Origin of the sequence: Myxococcus guangdongensis, assembly GCF_024198255.1 — a bacterium.
Taxonomy (GTDB): domain Bacteria; phylum Myxococcota; class Myxococcia; order Myxococcales; family Myxococcaceae; genus Myxococcus; species Myxococcus guangdongensis.
The window spans coordinates 24,814-40,783 of sequence record NZ_JAJVKW010000008.1 but is presented as its reverse complement, the minus strand read 5'-3'; the positions used below and the strand labels follow the sequence as shown (position 1 = coordinate 40,783).

The window sequence follows — 15,970 nt, the reverse complement described above, 5'->3', positions numbered from 1 at the left end:
CGCCGCGGTGGCGCTGGGGCTCTGGCTGTGCGTCCTGGCCTCGGCCTCCGCGCACGCCCAAACGCCCGAGGCTCGCGCCGCGGGGCAGAACGTGGTGGCCGTGGAGCTGCACCTGCCCGGCGGCGAGGACGCCGAGGGGCTCAGTGGGCTGGTGGCGGTGCGCAAGGGGCAGTCGCTGATGCCCTCGTTGGTGCGCCGCTCGGTGGAGCGGCTGTGGGCCACGGGGCGATTCTCGGACGTGGTGGCGCGCGCGGAGGAAGTGCGTGGCGGGGTGCGGCTGGTGTTCCAGCTCACGCCCGTGTCGCGGCTGGCGCGCCTGCGCTTCGACGGGAACCAGGTGCTGACGGACGGGGAGTTGCTCGACGCCAGCGGCCTGCTCGAGGGCGGCCCGCTGGACCAGGAGGAGCTCGAGGGCGCCGTGTCCGGCGTGCTGCAGGCGTACCAGCGCAAGGGCTACGACTCCGTGCGCGTGACGGCCACGCAGGAGCCGCTGCCCCTGGGCATCCAGGTGTCGCTGCACGTCACCGAGGGCCAGCCGACGCTGGTGCGACAGGTGAACTTCTCCGGCAGTCCGGGCCTGCCGCTGCCTCGCTTGCTGGCGGCGCTCGCGATGCGACCCGGCGAGGTGTTCGACCGCGTGCGGCTGGACGCGGGGCTGGACCAACTGCGCACGGTGCTGCGCGAGGCGGGGCACTGGCGCGCGCAGGTGGGCACGCCCGCGGTGCTGGTGGAGGGCAGCGCCGCGTCGGTGTCGGTGCCGCTGTCGGCGGGGCCTCGCTACAGCGTGCGCTTCCACGGCAACCACCGCTTCCCGGCCGAGGTGCTGGAGCGGGTGCTGGCGTACGACGTGGCCGAGCCGCTCGACGAGGTGGTGGCCGGACGGCTGGCGCGGCGGGTGGAGTCGTTCTACCGGCACCGAGGGTTCCACGACGCGCGCGTGCGTGCCCGCGAGGTGCTGCGGGCGGATGGTGAGGTGGCGGTGCTGGCCTTCGACGTGGACGAGGGACAGCCGCTGCGTGTCAGCGACGTCCGCTTCCACGGCAACGCGTCGTTGGGCTCGGGCACGTTGAGGGAGGTGCTGGCGGAGCGCATCCGCGCCGGGGAGCTCCAGCCCGAGCTGGACATGCGACTCCAGGACGACCCGCTGGACGTCGAGGGCCGTCACGGCCGTCGGCCTGACGCCACGGAGCCGGTGCCGGACCCGGCCACGGTGTACGTCGAGGACGCGTGGCTGGAGGCCACGGAGTCGATGATGGAGCAGTACCGCGAGCGGGGCTTCCTCTCCGTGGTGGTGACGCTCCGGGGGCTGACGGTGGATGCGCGCACGCGCACGGCGGCGGCGGACTTCGATGTGGTGGAGGGGCCGCAGACGCGCGTGAAGCAGGTCGACCCCCAGGGGTTCCCGGATGACCAGGCCGCGCGCGCCACGGCCTCGGGCCTGGGCGTGCACAAGGGGCTGCCGCTGAGCTTCGAGGCGGTGGAGGCGTCGCGCGTCGCGCTGGAGCGCGGACTGGGCGCGCAGGGCTATCTCTTCGCCCGCGTCACCACGAAGTCCTCGTTGGAGGAGGGGGACACCGTCGCGACGGTGGTGTTCCATGCGGACACGGGGCCCCAGGTGAAGGTGGGCAAGGTGCTGGTGCAGGGCCTGACGCGCACGGACCCTGACCTCATCATGGCCAACCTGAACCTGAAGGAGGGTGAGCCGCTGGCCATGGACTCGCTCACCGAGGGACAGCGCAGGCTCGCGCGGTTGGGTTTGTTCCGTCAGGTGGACGTGGCGCTCGCGGACCCCACGCGGCGCGAGGAGTCCAAGGACGTGGTGGTGACGGTGCACGAGCGGCCCCGTCTGGATGGCCAGGTGTCCGGCGGCTACTTCCTCGTCGACGGTCCTCGAATCACGCTGGATACGGCGTACCGCAACCTGGATGGACTGGGCCTGAGCCTGCTGGCGCGCGGCAAGGTGAACTACGCGGGCTGGAGCGCGGAGGCGTTGTCGAGGGACCGGCGAATCGCCTGTGAGCAGTCGGGCGGCGCCGCCTCGGCGGGCTGTGATGTGGAGCTCCAGGGCCTGAGCGGACTGGGTGGCCGTGGCAACCTGGCGCTGTCGCAGCCGCGTCTGTACTTCCTGTTGCCTTTCGAGGTGGGCGCGCGACTGGACCTGATTGCCGAGCGCGTGCACCGGCCCTCGTATGTGTCCTCGCGGCTCGCGGCGGCGGCGGCGCTGGACTGGGCGGTGGCGTCCTGGTTCAACGTCTCGCTGTCGTACGAAGTGGAGAACAACCGGCTGCGCTCTCGCGCTGGCGTGCTGGAGTTGCTCAACCGCGCGGACCAGGAGCGGCTGCGCTATCCGTTCGGCGACTTCGTGCTGCACTCGCTCCGGCCCGCAATCACGCTCGACTTCCGTGACGACGCGACGAACCCCCGGCGCGGCCTGGTGCTCATCAGCAGCGCGGAGCTCACGCGCGGCATCAGCGTGAGCCCCACGGACGTGGCGGGCAACGCCGTGCCCGCGTTCCCCATCAACGGCCTGAAGCTGGCGAGCAGCCTCAGTGGCTACATCCCGTTGGGGCGCAGGGCGAGCCTGGCGCTGTCGGCGCGCGCGGGCACCATCGTCCCGATGGAGACGGGGGCTCAGCCCATCGGCTCGAAGCTGTTCTACCTGGGTGGCTCGTCGAGCCTGCGCGGCTTCCGTGAGGATGGTGTGCTGCCGGAGGACGTGCGCGAGGCGCTGCATCAGCGGCTGCGCGACTGTCGTTCGCTCATCAGCCCGACGGGGTGCTCGGGCGAGCTGAAGGCGGTGCTCGCGGGGCAGGTGCCGGCGAGTCAGGGCGGTGAGCTCTTCACGCTGGGCAAGGCGGAACTGCGGTTGCCGGCGCTGACGTCGCTGGATCTGGGCCTGTTCTTCGAGGCGGGCAACCTGTGGCTGGACAGGACGCGGTTGGACCTGGAGCGGCTGCGCTACGCGGCGGGCGTGGGGCTGCGGTACATGACGCCGGTGGGGCCGCTCGCGTTCGACGTGGGCTTCAACCTGGACCCGGATGAGGAAGTGAACGAGGCGCGCACGCAGTTCCACTTCAGCATCGGGACGTTCTGATGAGGCTCAGGTCCACGGGGTGGATGGCGCTCTTGCTGACGAGCCTCTGGGGCGTGGGGTGTCGCCACACGCAGGACGTCACCGATGCGCCGGAGCGTCCCAAGTGGATGCCGCCGGAGGGGACGTGTCCGAAGGGCGCGCTGGTGCAGATGGAGCGGTTGGGGCTGAAGCCCGGCGACAAGCTCCCGGTCATCGTGGACGCCATCCAGGACCACCCGGGCCCGGCTCGGTACAACTACAGCTTCGTCATCGCGCTGCCCCGGGACGAGGGGGAGAAGGTGCTGCCCGGCGCGCGCATCGGCGGGCGGCTCTACGTGACGAAGCACCGCGTGTTCGGCCGCTATGACCGCGTGTTCCTGCCGGAGAGTGGCGCGATGTCGGTGCCGTTCTGCGGAATCCTGCTCGACGCGCGGTGGGACCGCGATGGCGAGGGGTTGATTGCCTACCCGAGCCCGATGAAGGGTTTCTCCGTGGTGCAGGACAACACGGGCGTCATCCTGGTGGTGGACAAGTACCCGTGAGCGCTGGCCTCACGGCGTGAGGTACAGTCCCTGGTGTGTTCTACGCCTGTGTCCGTGCCGTGGTGGCGGTGTGTCTGCGCCTGTTCTACCGGGTGAAGGTGAATGCCTCCGGCGCCGAGCCCGAGGGGCCCGTGCTGTTCGTGGGCAACCATCCCAATGGGCTCATCGACCCGGGGCTCGTCTTCATCCTCACGCGCCGCAAGGTGACCTTCCTCGCGAAGGCGCCGCTGTTCCGGATGCCCGTCATCGGCTGGCTGCTGAAGGGGCTCGACGCGCTGCCCGTGTATCGCAAGCAGGATGACCCGACGAAGATGGGGGGGAACGAGGGCACGCTCGACGCCGCCAAGGGCGCGCTCGTGCAGGGCCGCGCCATCACCATCTTCCCCGAGGGCAAGAGTCACTCGGAGCCAGGTCTCGCGGAGCTGAAGACGGGGGCGTCGCGCATCGCGCTGAGTGCCGTCCGCGAGGGCGCGCCGGTGCGCATCGTCCCCGTGGGCCTCACGTACGCGGAGAAGCACGTCTTCCGCAGCGAGGTCCTCATCGACGTGGGGCCGGCCATTGATGCGACTGCGTTCCAGCCCGCGGATGCCGCTTCGGAGCAGGAGTCGGTGCGCGCTCTGACCGAGCGCATCGCCGAGGGACTGCGCGCGGTGACGCTCAACCTGGAGCAGTGGGCGGACCTGCCGTTGATTCAGCTCGCCGAGCAGCTCTTCGCGTTCAAGCAGGGCGGGGCGCTGGACGCGGAGCGACTGCGCCTGTGGGCGCGTGGGGTGCAGTTGTTCCGCACGCAGGAGCCGGAGCGCTTCGAGGATTTGCGTGCACAGCTCACGTCCTTCAAGCGGCGGCTGGACCTGGTGCACGCGACAGGGCCGTCGGACCTGGCGCTCGTCTACCGTCCGGGCAATGTCACGTCGTTCATCGTGAAGAACCTGCTCGCGCTCGTGTTCGGACTGCCGCTGTTCGTATTGGGGCTCGTGCTCTTCTGGCTGCCGTACCAGGTGCCTCGGGCCGCCAGCCGCAAGGCGGAGCTCGATGTGCAGGCCACGGTGAAGTTCCTCACGGGCTTCGTCGTGATGCTCGTCTGGTGGGCGGCGCTCACCGTGACGGCGGGCGTGCTGGGGGGGGCGTTCCTCGCGTTGTTTACCTTCGTCGCGGTGCCGCCGCTGGCGCTCTTCACGCTCTACTTCTCCGAACGCTCGGATGTGCTGCGGCGGGACGTGGACGTGTTCTTCATGCTGGGCAACCGCGCGCGCCTCAAGGCGCTGCTGCTCGCGGATGGCGAGCGGCTGGCCACGGAGGTGGAGCGACTGGCGGACGAGTACCGGCCGAAGGTGGACGCCGTCAGGCGGTAGCGCGCCAGGCAACCGCGCGCCTCAAGGCGCTGCTGCTCGCGGGTGGCGAGCGGCTGGCCATGGAGGTGGAGCGGCTGGCGGGTCAGGCGGTAGCGCGCTCCCGAGGCACCGCGTCCCGGAACAACCGCGCGCCAACCAGCAACGCCAGTCCGCCGAGCAGTACGGGCAGGGCGTTCACCGCGATGGCGGTACGCAGGTTCGACGCGTCGGCGATGTTGCCGATGAGCGTGGGCGAAATCGCATCCCCGAGCAGGTGGATGCACAGCACGTTGAGCCCCATCGCGAAGGCGCGGAACGCGGGCGGTACGCAGTTGACGATGGCCGCGTTGATGGGGCCGCTGTTGAGGAAGATGAGGAACTGCGCGGCGCCGATGGCCGCGAACGTGGGCCCCACGTCCTTCAGATGCACCGCCAGGTACATGCACGGCGCCGCGAGCAGCAGGCCGATGCCCGACATCCACAGGCCGCCACCCTCGCGCTTGCGGTCCAACTTGTCGCCCAGCCAGCCACCGGCCACGGTGCCCAACAAGCCCGCCACCGCGGTAATCGCGCCGAAGAGGAACCCGGAGCTGTCCGCCGACATGGCGCGCTCGCGCACCAGGTACGTCGGCATCCAGAAGCCCAGGCCGCCGATGGAGAACGTCATCAGCGTGTAGCCCGCCGTCACCGCCCAGAAGGCCGCGTTGCGCCCCAGGCCTCTCAGGCCGACCATGAAGGGCATCTTCACCTGCGCGTCCGGGCCGTCCATGGCGCCGCGCTGGGGCTCCGGCATGAAGAACGCCATCGCGCCCAGAATCAGGCCCGGCACGCCTCCGGCGAAGAAGGCCACGTGCCACGAATACTTCTGCGTCAGCCACCCGCCCAGGCCATAACCCGCGGCCGCTCCCACCGGGATGGCGATGTAGAAGAGCGCCAGCATCCGCGTGCGCCGCTCACGAGGGTAGAGGTCCGAGATGATGCTCGGCGCCACCGCGCCATAGCCCGCCTCGCCGATGCCAATCACCGCGCGAGCGACGAGCAGCGCGACGAAGGACGTGGCGAGCCCGCTGGCTCCCGTGGCGAGACTCCACAACAGCACGCCGCCCGCGACCAGCAGCCTGCGCGGATATCTGTCACCGAGAAAGCCACCCAGCGGCGAGGCCAGCATGAACACCACGATGAACATGGTGCCGAGCAGGCCCGACTGGGTGTCGTTGATGCCAAACTCCTTCTGGATGCCCGGCAGCGCCACCGCGACGATGTATCGGTCGAGGTAGTTGACCAGGTTGATGAGCGTGAGGATGAGCAGCGCGTAGCCGGCGTTCGCCGCCGGAGCCGCGGGCGTGGTGGTGGGCGAGGGGGACGGAGACGGAGTCGGAGAGACGCTCACGGAGGGCGCGCTCATGAACGGGAAGCTCCCGCGCCGAAGCGGTGCGCGAGCAGTCCCCATCTCAAACCCCGGTCACTCACCCGGCAGCCATCCAGCCCCAGCGCCTTCACCGCCTCCAGCAGGATGAGCGCACCCGCGGGGATGACGTCCGCGCGCTTGGGCTGCATGCCCGGCAGTGCGCGCCGCGCCTCCAGGGGCTGCTGACACAGCTGGTCCACCAGCGCGCCCAGCTCACCCACCGACAGCGTGCCGCCGTGCACCCGGGCCGCGTCGTACGGGTCGATGGCGTGCTTCACCGCGTACACCGTGGTCACCGTACCCGCCACGCCCACGAGCACCGAGGCGGGAGGCGGAGGCGGCAAGGCCTTGAACGTGTCGCGCAGATGCGCCTGGATGCGCGCGCGGTCCTCGGAGGACATCGGGTCCGAACTCACGAAGCGCTCGGTGAGCCGCACCGCGCCCACGTCGAAGCTGTGACGGAAGTCCACGTGGCCCGCGGGGTTGCCGTAGATGAACTCGGTGGAGCCGCCGCCGATGTCCAGTACCAGCAGGGGCCCGGCCGCCTCTCCCGCGAAGTCCGAGCTCACCGCGGCGAACGACAGCTCCGCCTCCAACTGCCCGGAGATGATCTCCACCGTGACGCCCGCGCGCGTCTTCGCGGCCTCGAGGAACTCCGCGCCGTTCACCGCGTCTCGCGCCGCGCTGGTGGCGGACACGGCGATGTCCTGCGCGCCCTGCTCACGGGCCTCTCGCGCGAAGGCCTCGAGCACCGACAGCGTGGCCTCCATGCCCTCGGGGGACAGGCGGCGGGTGGCGTCCACGCCACGTCCCAGGCGGGTGATTTCAGCGCGCTCGAGGACGGCTTCGAAGCGGCCTTCCTCGGTGCGCTCCGCGACCAGCAACAGCACGGAGTTGGTACCGATGTCGATGGTGGCGAATCGCGGCATATGTGTAGCCAGCCTACTCAACGCAGCAGCGCTTCCAAAGCGTCCGCCAGCGCGGTGTACTCGTCCGGGGTGTTGTAGAGCTGCGCGGACAGTCTCACGTGCCGCTCGGGTGGCTTGGGCCACGCGACGATGGGCACCTCGATGCGGTGCGCGTCGAACAGGCGCAGGTGGAGCGGGTCCAGGTAGAGCGGAGGTTCGGGCTCCAACGGATAGCCCGGTGGCAGCGTCACCACCGCCATGCTGCCCACCATGTCCTCGGGGCAGGCGGGGGCGACTCTCAGCCGCTCGCACAGCAGGGCGCGCGCGGCCAGGGCCTTGCTCCGGTTGGCCGCCATCACCTCCGGCCAGCCGCCGGGTAGCAGGCCACCCACCACGCGCAGCGCCTCGGGCACGCAGAGCACCGCGGACGGGTCATGCGTCCCCGTCCAGTCGAACAACAACCGGTAGCGCGAGCGGTCCGTGCGGGGCGAGTTGCGCCCATGGCTCACCGCCAGCGGCGTCAGGCCTGGCTGCAAATCCCGGCGCACGTGGAGGAAGGCGGCGCCCTTGGGGGCGCACAGCCACTTGTGACAGTTGCCCGTGTAGTAGCCGGCGCCCAGCGAGCGCAGCGACAGCGGCACCTGCCCCGGCCCATGCGCGCCGTCCACCAGCGTCTCCACGCCACGCGCGCGTAGCGCCGAGACGAGCTTCGCCAGCGGCATCACCAGCGCCGTCTGGCTGGAGACATGGTCCACGAGGAACAGCCGCGTGCGCGGCGTCACGTGCGCGAGCACCGTGTCCACGATGGACTGCGCGGACGTCACCGGCCACGGCAGCTTCGCCACCACCGCCTTGGCGCCCGTGTGCTCGGCGACGAAGTCCAGCGCGTTGCGGCTGGCGTTGTATTCGTGGTCCGTGGTGAGCAGCTCGTCCCCCGGCTGGAAGCGCAGCGAGCGCAGCACCGTGGTGACACCGCTGGTGGCGTTGGTGACGAAGGACACGTCCTCGGTGTCCGCGTCGAGGAAGTCCGCGAGCACACCGCGGGCCTCGTCCAGCAGGGGTTCGATTTCACGGTGCAGGAAGCGGACGGGCTCCGCCTCCATCCGCGCGCGCAGCTCCGCTTGTTTCTGGAGCACGGCGGTGGGGCACGCACCGTAGGAGCCGTGATTGAGGAAACGGACCTGGGGGTCCAATCCCCAGTGGGAACGGAAGGGGGCGCTCATGCGCGGGAACTGGACCCGAGCACGCGCCCCCTGTCAACGCTCCGCGAGTCCTACGGCTGGCTGTCGGCGAGCGGCGCCCAGTCGGGCGTCAACAGCGTGCCCTTCTCCGCCCGCAGGGGGAGCTGGTTGTTGCCGTCCGCCGTCATCACGAACAGCTGCGTGCCGCCCGCGCGCGTGGAGGAGAACAGCACCAGCCGGCCATTGGGCGAGAACGCGGGCTCCTCGTTGTTGCCCTGGTCCTGCGTCAGGCGCGTCACCTTGCCCGTCTCGACGTGGATGGTGAACAGGTCGAACGCGTTGCGCTCGTCGCGCGCGGTGAAGACGATGAGGTCGCCGCGCGGAGACCAGTCCGGCGTCTGGTTGTAGTTGCCCTGGAAGGTGAGCCGCCGCACGCCCGAGCCGTCCGCGCCCATGACGTAGATTTGAGGGCTGCCGCCGCGGTTGGACACGAAGGCGATCCGCTTGCCGTCGGGAGACCAGGTGGGGCTGGTGTTCAGGCCGTAGGGCGTGTCGGTGATGGCCTTCGCGCCCGAGCCGTCCGCGTTGGCCACGTAGATTTGAGCGCTCTCACCCTCGGCCTGCGAGTACGCCAGGCGCTTGCCGTCCGGAGAGAACGCGCCGCCGGTGATCATCTGCCCGTCGGAGACCACGATGCGCGCCTCGCCACCGGGGCGCTGCACCCAGAGGTCCGGCCGGTTCTTGCGGTACGACGTGTACGCCACCTGCGAGCCGTCCTGGCTCAGCGAGGGCAGGATGTTGATGCCGCCCTTGGTGAGCGTCACGGGGTTGCCGCCGTCCCAGTCCGCCACGGCGATGTCGCGGTTGTTGCCCGCCTTCTTCACGTAGGTGATGCGCGACAGGAAGGGGCTGGGCTCGCGGGTGAAGTGCCGGTAGAGCGCGTCCGCCAGCCGGTGGGCCAGGAGCGACGGGTTCTTCACCGGCGCGTCCTTGGTCACCTTGAGGTCCTCGCGGCCGGTGCCCACGTTGTACAGGCGCAGCTCGCCGCGCAGCGTGCCGGCGTCGTCCGCCAGCGACACCTTCACCAGCGCCTCGGCGCCCACGTCCGCCCAGCGGCTGAAGGTGATGGTGCCCGCGGCCATGCCCTCCTTGGGGTCGGCCGTGAAGCTCTTGCGGTCCAGCACCTGGAGGATGCCGGACGCGGTGAGGTCGAAGGTGAAGGCGGTGTCGAAGGCGGTCGCCGTGCCCTTGGCGCCCTCGTTCTGGGTGAGGGGCGCGGCCACCGCCACCGGCAGCGGGCGGAAGTTGGCGCCGGAGATTTCGATGGTCGGCGTCTGGGCGAAGGCCGCCAGCGGGACGAGGAGGAGGGAGAGGAGCAGGGCTTTCATAGGGCGTTGAACATCAGGTTGACGCCGTTCTTCTGCAGCGCGTCTCGGAGGTGGTCGGGAGGAGGCGAGAAGGGTGAGGCCTTGCGCACGGCGGTGACGACCGCCGCGTCGAACAAATCATTGCCACTGGGCTTGGTGAGGCTCACGTCCAGCACCTCGCCCGCGCGCCCCAGCCGCAGCGCCACGAGGGCCTTGAGGTGCAGTCGCTCGGACTCCGGAATCGTGTCCGCGACGCTGTAGTTGCGGCGCACCTGCGCCTGCAGCAGGCCGAAGTAGCGCTCGCCCTCGGCGGTGGCGGAGTCGCCATCCGGGTCGCCGTCCTCGGCGCCCTCGGGCTCCTCCTCGGACGCCTTGGCCGTCTTGTCGAACGCGCCGAACAGCCGCTTGCGTCGGTCCTCGCCTTCCTTCTCACCCTTCACGGGCGTGGGCTTGGGCGCGGAAGAGGGCTCCGGCTTGACGCCGGGGATGGGCACCGCGACGGCGGCGGAGGAGGGCGCGGGCGGCGCCTCGGGCGCGGGCTTGGGCGCGTCCACCTGCTTGGGCGGCGGCGGCAGGGCTTCCTTGCGCGGCAAGAGCTTCGAGTCGCGCGGCTTGCCCTGGCGCACCAGCGTGGCGCGGATGGGCTGCGCGGTGAGGTCCACCTTGGGCCCGGCGTTGAGGTGGGCGTACAGCATCCCCGCCAGCAGCAGGGCCACGTGCCCCCCCACCGACGCGATGATGAACGGCGACACCCGTGAGCTCTTGTCGAGGAGCAGGCTGTGGCTCACCGCGGAGTGCATGGGCTAGCGCTTCGCCTCCTTGGGCTTCTTCGAGGTCGACTGCGTGTTGGACGTCTTGGCCCCCGTGGAAGGGTCCGTGATCATCCCCACGTTGTTGATGCCCGCGCGCTGGGCGGCCGCCATCACCTCCACGACGGTGCCGTAGGGCACGTCCCGGTCGGCGTGGAGGTAGACCTCCTTGTCGGCCTGCACCTTGGCGTTGGCGGCCAGCTTCGCCTCCAGCTCCTCGAGCGGCACCTCGGCGTCGCCGATGTAGACCTTCTTGCCCGCGTCGATGGAGAGCACGACCTTCTTCTCCGTCGCCTCCACCGGGGCCGCCTTGGTCTCCGGCAGGTTCACCTTCACGCCCTGCTGGATGAGGGGCGCGGTCACCATGAAGATGATGAGCAGCACCAGCATCACGTCCACCATGGGCGTGACGTTGATCTCGCTCATCGTGGTGCGGCCACCGCCGCGATTGCCTCCGCCCATGCCCATGGTCGAGGTCCGCCTAACGGAAGAAGTGACGCTTGATGATGTTGAGGAAGTCCGCGGAGAAGTTGGACATCTCCGTGTCGAACACCTTGATGCGGCTGACGAACGAGTTGTACGCGACGACGGCCGGAATCGCCGCGAACAGGCCCGCCGCCGTGGCGAACAGCGCGTTGCCCACCGGCGCCGCCACCGTGGCCAGCGTGGCGTTGCCCTGCTCGGCGATCTGGTTGAACGCGCTGAGGATGCCGATGACGGTGCCGAACAGGCCGACGAAGGGCGACGCCGCGCCCACCGTGCCCAGGAACGACACGCGCGCCTCCAGCTCGGTGATCTGCGACGTGGAGGCCCGCATCAGCGCGCGCTCCACGTTCTCGATGCCGCCCAGCCGCTCCGCCATGGCGCCCTCGGCGCCGCCTTCCTTGGCCTGCGCCAGCTTGGTCAGCTCCTCGTAACCCGCACAGAAGACCTTGGAGAGCGGCGAGGCGTCCAGCTTCTGGGCCGTCTGGTAGATGGCCTCCAGCCTGGAGGCCTTCCAGAAGGTGTCGAGGAAGGTGAGAGACTGTGCGCGAGCCTTGGCGAGCTGGGTGGCCTTCATCGCGATGAGGGCCCAGGAAGCCACGGAGACGCCCATCAGGAGCAGCAGGACCGCCAGCTCGATGAAGGACGCGTCGCGGATGATCTCCACGTAGTTCATGGCGCCGAGCGCCAGGGGCAGGTGGGGCGTCATGGGGTGGAGCGCGTAACACTCCGCTACAACTGGGTCAAACAATCGGGGCAAGCCCGGCTGCTTGAAGTGGGTTGGCCGTACCGGTGAATAATTCCCGGGAGGGGTCGTCCGAGGTGACTGAAACGGGCCGAACACCTCATCACCCCAAGACAGGTTGCCCCCCATGAACTCCCGACTGCTGGTTGCATTCCTCTGCCTGGCGGCGGTCTCTTCCGGCTGTATCATCCACGACGAGCCCGCCTACGAAGGTGACGTGACATTCCGTTGGACCCTCGCGGGGCTGCGCTGCGACGAGGACCCGGATGTCCGGGGCGTGAACATCTACATCCCGGGCGAGCGCCTGGAGAACGATGGTCGCTACCCGTGCCGCGCCAATGGCTTCGACGGCATCGTCCTGCACCGCTTCCAGCCGGGCACCTACAGCTTCCAGATGGAGGCGGTCAGCTACGTCAACGAGGTGCTGTACGAGGGCAGCGGCACCTTCCGCATCAACGGCGACCAGACGGTGGAAATCGACTTGCTGCCGCCGGGGGTCCCGCCGTCCTACGCGTATCTCGAGTGGCAGTTCCCGGGGAACGCGAGCTGCAACTCGGCGGGCGTGCGCTACGTGGACGTGCGCATCGACAACAGCGAGTGGGGCCGCTTCGACTGCGAGGCCGGCAGCAACGGCAACGCCATCAAGTCGCTGTACGTGGACCCGGGTGAGCACTCCCTGCAGATGGTCGCGCTCGACTCCCGGCTGCGCGTCGTCTACGAGCACTCCGGCCGGCTGACCACCCACTACGGCGCCCCGACTTCGTACATCGGCTCGATGCGCTCCAGCGCCACCGGCGTGACGCTGGGCTGGGAGTTCCAGGATGGGCCGAGCCGCTTCAACTGCGGCCAGGCCGGCGTGACGCACGTGGAGATTCGCATCGACGGTGGGCCGTGGGAGCGCTTCTCCTGCTCGGCGGGCAGCGCGGGGGCCACCATCACCAACACCAACCTGGGCGCGGGCAACCACGACCTGCAGCTGGTGGCGGTCGATGCCCAGAACAACCCCTGGTACTACTACACCGGTTCGTTCTCGGTGCCGTCGGGTGGCGCGGTGAACGTGACGGCCTCGCTGTGGGTGATTGGCGGCGCGTCCATCAAGTGGGAGCTGCGCGCTGGTGGCTCCGCGCTGAGCTGCTCGCAGGCGGGCATCAATGACGTGGCCATCAACTTCCGCGACGTCTTCACCGGGGAGCTCGTGTACGGCATCGTCGGTGACGTGCACGGCTGCAACGACGCGCCGGTGGTCTTCGAGTTCCTGCGTCCGGGCCGCTACCAGGTGGAGATGTTCGCCCGGGCCACCAACGGCACCGAGTACCGCTCGGTCGCCAACAGCGTCACCGTGGACGTGGTGGGCCACTCGTTCCCGGGCCCGAACAATGCCCTGCTGGTGTCGCTGTTCCCGAACTAGTCGGACCCACCCGTTCGTGGGGTGAACAGAAGGGCTGGGGCCAGGTGCCTCGGCCCTTCGTGCTTGCGGGGGTGGGCCCTGTCGCTGGCATCAAACGTGATAGGGACACGGGACATGCGGCAAGGCAGCCACAACCCCATCGGCGTATTCGATTCCGGCATCGGCGGGCTCACGGTCCTCAAGGCCCTGATGGCCCACCTCCCCCACGAGAGCACGGTGTACCTGGGCGACACCGCGCGCGTGCCCTACGGCACCAAGTCCGGCGAGGTGGTGACGCGCTACTCGCTGAAGAACGCGGAGTTCCTGCTGGAGCGCGGCATCAAGCTGCTGGTGGTGGCCTGCAACACGGCCTCCGCCGCCGCGCTGCCCGCGCTGGAGGCCTCGCTGCCGGTACCGGTGGTGGGCGTCATCCAGCCGGGCGCCTCCACGGCCCTGGCGCGCACGCGGGGCGGCGGGGTGGGCGTCATCGGCACGCCGGGCACCATCCGCTCCGGCGCCTATCAGCGGGCCCTGGAGGCTGGTGGGCCGCGGGTGCGGGTGAAGGCCCGCGCCTGTCCGCTCTTCGTGCCGCTGGCGGAGGAGGGGTGGACCACCGGGGACGTACCGCTGTTGACGGCGCGCGAGTACCTGGGGGACTTCGCCCGGGACGGCGTGGACACGCTCGTGCTGGGCTGCACCCACTACCCGCTGCTCAAGGGCGTCATCGCGGAGGTGGTGGGCCCGGACGTCGCGCTGGTGGACTCGGCGGAGGCCACCGCGGAGGCCGTCGCGGCGCTGCTGGAACAGAAGGGGCTCCTGGCTCCCGCGATGGGGGAGAAGCCGCCTTCTCACGACTACTTCGTCACCGACGTGCCCGAGCGCTTCATGGAGGTGGGGGCGCGCTTCCTGGGGCGCCCCATCACCCACGCCGAGCAGGTGGACCTGAAGTTCTGACGGCCCGGGTCCGCCCCGGGCCCAGGTCGCTCAGGCGGAGGGGCGGGTGGTGACGGTGGCGGGCGCGGCCTCCTCCGTCGTGGTGGTGGCCTTGGTGAGCAGCTCCTTGGCGGCCTGGACCACGGGAGGCTCGGCGGCGCCCTCGGCCTCCACGAGCGCGCGGGCGGCCTCGTCACCGATGTCGTCCTCGCGCGGCACCAGCCCGGTGACGCGGGTGATGAGGCGCTCCATCAGCGGGAAGAAGGACACCAGGTTCAGCGGCCAGTTCAGCCAGCCCACGGTGATGCAGTAGTACTTGTTGAAGGGCGCCGTGTGGTGGATCTGGTGGTGGGCCGGCGGCAGGATGAGGTGGATGCGCTGCAGGAAGCCGATGAGGGCCGGCGGCGCGTCCATGTGCGACCACTTGTGGAACTGGTTGGTCGCCATCACCCAGAAGATCATCGCGCCCAGGAAGCTGGAGACGAACACCCAGCCGGAGCTGGACAGCGGCATGCACACCGCGGCGACGGCCACCGGCAGCGAGATGAGGCAGTTGTTGCCGTTGGTCTCCACGAAGTCGTGGCGGGTGATGGCCTTCTCGTCGACGTGGTGCTCGCGGAAGGGGCGGATGAGCGCCTTGCCGAGGATGGGCATCTCCGTGGAGCCCCACGTGTCCCCCATCCAGTGCACGAAGCCGGAGACGAAGTCCGCGGCCAGGTAGCCCAGCAGCACCGCGCTGAGCAGCAGCCACGGCCCGCCATGCGGGTTGTTGTAGAGCCGATAGACGAGGAGGAGCTCCAGCGTCATGAAGCTGACGATGGCGCCAATCTCCATGGCGCGGATGGCGGGGGAGTAGCCCTCGGCCAGGACCTGGGCGTCCTGCAGGCGGACCTTGTTCTTGATCTCGTTCGTCTTCTTCATCCGTGGCGTCCCTGGGCCGGGGGTGTCGTGGAGCACCACACCCATAGCCTGTACGTACCCCAGCCGCTTTTGGCTTTTCAACGGACCGGAGTCTCGGGCGCACTCGAAGGCCGGGTCGCAAGGCAGGCGGGCTCCCGCCGCAAGTTTTGCGTCATGCCCGGCGGGCAGGCGCGCCGGACGGACATGCGGGGGCGAGGCTTACCTTGCGACGTGGGGAAGCGGCTGGTACGGTCCGCCACCTCGGCAATGACGAAAACCTTCGAGAAGGCCGTCACCGGCTTCAACCACAACATCAAGCACAAGGGGAAGGTCTACCACGTCCAGACCGAGGACTCGGGCGTCAACAATCCCCACATCATCACCCACCTGTTCGTGGGCGGGAACATCCTCGCGTCGAAGAAGACGTCCTATTCGGACATCCTCAACGCGGAGAGCCTGGCGGAGGTCGTGCGCGAGTTGATGGAGGAGCAGCACAAGGAGATGCTGCGAAACCTCATCAACGGCGTGTACGACAACTACGAGTCCGCCGTCCGGTCGTACCAGCCCGGCCAGCTCGCCACGGAGGCCGACCAGGCCCAGGCGAAGCTGCAGGCCGGCCAGCCGATGGTGGCCCCCAAGCCGGTGGTGGTTCCCGTCGCGCCTGTCGCGCCCGTTCTGCCTCCGGAGGTCGCCGCCGCTCGGGCCCTCAAGGAGAAGCCGAAGATCAACGAGGTCGGCGTGGAGACCCTCTTCGGCGAGGACCTCATCTCCGAGAAGAGCCTCGACGAGGTCATCCTCAGCTACCTGGCGGGAGAGGGCGAGCAGTAGCCCCCCGCCGTTCGTCGCCCCGGTGGCCTCGCTGCCCCGGGCGCGTCGACTGTCCTCCAGTCGACACTCCCTCCC

General features: G+C 69.7%; 14 protein-coding genes. 6 read left to right on the top strand and 8 right to left on the bottom strand.

From position 1 onward, the window contains the following. Window positions 1-7 precede the first annotated feature (7 nt). The 3 genes from LXT21_RS24135 to LXT21_RS24125 are packed head-to-tail and all read left to right on the top strand — an operon-like array spanning window position 8 to window position 4,967. Complete coding sequence (locus LXT21_RS24135; RefSeq protein ID WP_254040537.1) at window positions 8-3,094, top strand: POTRA domain-containing protein; 3,087 nt, start codon at window positions 8-10, stop codon at window positions 3,092-3,094. Beyond that, on the top strand, window positions 3,094-3,615 hold the full coding sequence (locus LXT21_RS24130; RefSeq protein WP_254040536.1) for a hypothetical protein: 522 nt from the start codon (window positions 3,094-3,096) through the stop codon (window positions 3,613-3,615). The genes LXT21_RS24135 and LXT21_RS24130 overlap by 1 nt, the downstream gene beginning before the upstream one ends. 35 nt (window positions 3,616-3,650) lie before the next feature. Beyond that, window positions 3,651-4,967, top strand: a complete 1,317-nt coding sequence (locus LXT21_RS24125; protein WP_254040535.1) for a lysophospholipid acyltransferase family protein — start codon at window positions 3,651-3,653, stop codon at window positions 4,965-4,967. A gap of 82 nt (window positions 4,968-5,049) precedes the next feature. Here the strand turns inward: LXT21_RS24125 and LXT21_RS24120 are convergent, their stop codons facing one another. Genes LXT21_RS24120 through LXT21_RS24090 form a run of 7 tightly spaced genes read right to left on the bottom strand, consistent with a single transcriptional unit; the run spans window position 5,050 to window position 11,811 of the window. After that, the gene (locus LXT21_RS24120; RefSeq protein WP_254040534.1) at window positions 5,050-6,351 is read right to left on the bottom strand and encodes a spinster family MFS transporter; all 1,302 of its coding nucleotides are present in this window, start codon (window positions 6,349-6,351) and stop codon (window positions 5,050-5,052) included. After that, window positions 6,348-7,283 (bottom strand): Ppx/GppA phosphatase family protein, encoded by a 936-nt coding sequence (locus LXT21_RS24115; RefSeq protein WP_254040533.1) that lies wholly within the window; start codon window positions 7,281-7,283, stop codon window positions 6,348-6,350. The genes LXT21_RS24120 and LXT21_RS24115 overlap by 4 nt, the downstream gene beginning before the upstream one ends. Before the next feature lie 17 nt (window positions 7,284-7,300). Continuing rightward, window positions 7,301-8,485, bottom strand: coding sequence for an aminotransferase class V-fold PLP-dependent enzyme (locus tag LXT21_RS24110; protein WP_254040532.1), 1,185 nt, complete (start codon window positions 8,483-8,485; stop codon window positions 7,301-7,303). A 50-nt stretch (window positions 8,486-8,535) separates the two neighbouring features. After that, window positions 8,536-9,831, bottom strand: coding sequence for an LpqB family beta-propeller domain-containing protein (locus LXT21_RS24105; RefSeq protein ID WP_254040531.1), 1,296 nt, complete (start codon window positions 9,829-9,831; stop codon window positions 8,536-8,538). Beyond that, window positions 9,828-10,610, bottom strand: a complete 783-nt coding sequence (locus LXT21_RS24100) for a TonB family protein (RefSeq protein ID WP_254040530.1) — start codon at window positions 10,608-10,610, stop codon at window positions 9,828-9,830. Before LXT21_RS24100 ends, LXT21_RS24105 begins: the two co-directional genes overlap by 4 nt. A 3-nt stretch (window positions 10,611-10,613) precedes the next feature. After that, entirely contained in the window at window positions 10,614-11,087 is a 474-nt protein-coding gene (gene tolR, locus LXT21_RS24095; RefSeq protein WP_254040529.1) for a protein TolR, read from the bottom strand. 13 nt (window positions 11,088-11,100) lie between these two features. Continuing rightward, the gene (locus tag LXT21_RS24090; RefSeq protein ID WP_046715628.1) at window positions 11,101-11,811 is read right to left on the bottom strand and encodes a MotA/TolQ/ExbB proton channel family protein; all 711 of its coding nucleotides are present in this window, start codon (window positions 11,809-11,811) and stop codon (window positions 11,101-11,103) included. 163 nt (window positions 11,812-11,974) lie between these two features. Between LXT21_RS24090 and LXT21_RS24085 the strand changes: the two genes are divergently transcribed. Beyond that, window positions 11,975-13,255, top strand: coding sequence for a hypothetical protein (locus LXT21_RS24085; protein ID WP_254040528.1), 1,281 nt, complete (start codon window positions 11,975-11,977; stop codon window positions 13,253-13,255). A gap of 114 nt (window positions 13,256-13,369) precedes the next feature. After that, window positions 13,370-14,188: a glutamate racemase gene (murI, locus tag LXT21_RS24080; protein WP_254040527.1), complete on the top strand. Its 819-nt coding sequence runs from the start codon at window positions 13,370-13,372 to the stop codon at window positions 14,186-14,188. Window positions 14,189-14,218: 30 nt separating this feature from the next. Here murI and carF read toward each other — a convergent pair whose 3' ends face one another. Continuing rightward, on the bottom strand, window positions 14,219-15,088 hold the full coding sequence (gene carF, locus LXT21_RS24075; protein ID WP_254040526.1) for a plasmanylethanolamine desaturase: 870 nt from the start codon (window positions 15,086-15,088) through the stop codon (window positions 14,219-14,221). 246 nt (window positions 15,089-15,334) lie between these two features. Between carF and LXT21_RS24070 the strand changes: the two genes are divergently transcribed. After that, a complete protein-coding gene (locus LXT21_RS24070; protein WP_254040525.1) occupies window positions 15,335-15,895 on the top strand; it encodes a hypothetical protein in 561 nt (186 codons plus the stop codon). Window positions 15,896-15,970 lie beyond the last annotated feature (75 nt).

Bases quoted from the DNA above. Each gene is read 5' to 3' on its own strand.
- LXT21_RS24130 (WP_254040536.1), top strand. From the start codon at position 3,094: ATGAGGCTCAGGTCCACGGGGTGGATGGCGCTCTTGCTGACGAGCCTC.
- LXT21_RS24120 (WP_254040534.1), bottom strand. From the start codon at position 6,351: ATGAGCGCGCCCTCCGTGAGCGTCTCTCCGACTCCGTCTCCGTCCCCC.
- LXT21_RS24115 (WP_254040533.1), bottom strand. From the start codon at position 7,283: ATGCCGCGATTCGCCACCATCGACATCGGTACCAACTCCGTGCTGTTG.
- LXT21_RS24110 (WP_254040532.1), bottom strand. From the start codon at position 8,485: ATGAGCGCCCCCTTCCGTTCCCACTGGGGATTGGACCCCCAGGTCCGT.
- LXT21_RS24105 (WP_254040531.1), bottom strand. From the start codon at position 9,831: ATGAAAGCCCTGCTCCTCTCCCTCCTCCTCGTCCCGCTGGCGGCCTTC.
- LXT21_RS24100 (WP_254040530.1), bottom strand. From the start codon at position 10,610: ATGCACTCCGCGGTGAGCCACAGCCTGCTCCTCGACAAGAGCTCACGG.
- tolR (WP_254040529.1), bottom strand. From the start codon at position 11,087: ATGGGCATGGGCGGAGGCAATCGCGGCGGTGGCCGCACCACGATGAGC.
- LXT21_RS24090 (WP_046715628.1), bottom strand. From the start codon at position 11,811: ATGACGCCCCACCTGCCCCTGGCGCTCGGCGCCATGAACTACGTGGAG.
- LXT21_RS24085 (WP_254040528.1), top strand. From the start codon at position 11,975: ATGAACTCCCGACTGCTGGTTGCATTCCTCTGCCTGGCGGCGGTCTCT.
- murI (WP_254040527.1), top strand. From the start codon at position 13,370: ATGCGGCAAGGCAGCCACAACCCCATCGGCGTATTCGATTCCGGCATC.
- carF (WP_254040526.1), bottom strand. From the start codon at position 15,088: ATGAAGAAGACGAACGAGATCAAGAACAAGGTCCGCCTGCAGGACGCC.
- LXT21_RS24070 (WP_254040525.1), top strand. From the start codon at position 15,335: ATGACGAAAACCTTCGAGAAGGCCGTCACCGGCTTCAACCACAACATC.